Annotated in this window: 1 rRNA gene; it reads left to right on the top strand. The window is 53.6% G+C overall.

From position 1 onward, the window contains the following. Positions 1-11: 11 nt before the first annotated feature. Positions 12-1540 (top strand): 16S ribosomal RNA (locus AC07WS_RS30315). The last annotated feature ends 7 nt before the right edge of the window (positions 1541-1547 follow it).

The raw sequence follows: 1547 nt of genomic DNA, 5'->3' as shown, positions 1-1547 counted from the left end.
AAACAGAGATTAAACTGAAGAGTTTGATCCTGGCTCAGATTGAACGCTGGCGGCATGCCTTACACATGCAAGTCGAACGGCAGCGCGGGGCAACCTGGCGGCGAGTGGCGAACGGGTGAGTAATATATCGGAACGTACCCTGGAGTGGGGGATAACGTAGCGAAAGTTACGCTAATACCGCATACGATCTAAGGATGAAAGTGGGGGATCGCAAGACCTCATGCTCCTGGAGCGGCCGATATCTGATTAGCTAGTTGGTGGGGTAAAGGCCCACCAAGGCATCGATCAGTAGCTGGTCTGAGAGGACGACCAGCCACACTGGAACTGAGACACGGTCCAGACTCCTACGGGAGGCAGCAGTGGGGAATTTTGGACAATGGGCGCAAGCCTGATCCAGCAATGCCGCGTGAGTGAAGAAGGCCTTCGGGTTGTAAAGCTCTTTTGTCAGGGAAGAAACGGTGGAGGCTAATATCCTCTGCTAATGACGGTACCTGAAGAATAAGCACCGGCTAACTACGTGCCAGCAGCCGCGGTAATACGTAGGGTGCAAGCGTTAATCGGAATTACTGGGCGTAAAGCGTGCGCAGGCGGTTTTGTAAGACTGTCGTGAAATCCCCGGGCTCAACCTGGGAATGGCGATGGTGACTGCAAGGCTAGAGTTTGGCAGAGGGGGGTAGAATTCCACGTGTAGCAGTGAAATGCGTAGATATGTGGAGGAACACCGATGGCGAAGGCAGCCCCCTGGGTCAAAACTGACGCTCATGCACGAAAGCGTGGGGAGCAAACAGGATTAGATACCCTGGTAGTCCACGCCCTAAACGATGTCTACTAGTTGTCGGGTCTTAATTGACTTGGTAACGCAGCTAACGCGTGAAGTAGACCGCCTGGGGAGTACGGTCGCAAGATTAAAACTCAAAGGAATTGACGGGGACCCGCACAAGCGGTGGATGATGTGGATTAATTCGATGCAACGCGAAAAACCTTACCTACCCTTGACATGGCTGGAATCCCTGAGAGATTGGGGAGTGCTCGAAAGAGAACCAGTACACAGGTGCTGCATGGCTGTCGTCAGCTCGTGTCGTGAGATGTTGGGTTAAGTCCCGCAACGAGCGCAACCCTTGTCATTAGTTGCTACGAAAGGGCACTCTAATGAGACTGCCGGTGACAAACCGGAGGAAGGTGGGGATGACGTCAAGTCCTCATGGCCCTTATGGGTAGGGCTTCACACGTCATACAATGGTACATACAGAGGGCCGCCAACCCGCGAGGGGGAGCTAATCCCAGAAAGTGTATCGTAGTCCGGATTGTAGTCTGCAACTCGACTGCATGAAGTTGGAATCGCTAGTAATCGCGGATCAGCATGTCGCGGTGAATACGTTCCCGGGTCTTGTACACACCGCCCGTCACACCATGGGAGCGGGTTTTACCAGAAGTAGGTAGCTTAACCGCAAGGAGGGCGCTTACCACGGTAGGATTCGTGACTGGGGTGAAGTCGTAACAAGGTAGCCGTATCGGAAGGTGCGGCTGGATCACCTCCTTTCTAGAGT

It is taken from the genome of Duganella sp. GW821-FHT01E12 (assembly GCF_059422325.1).
Note: the sequence above shows the minus strand (reverse complement) of the source record. Positions and strands in the feature narration are given on the sequence as shown.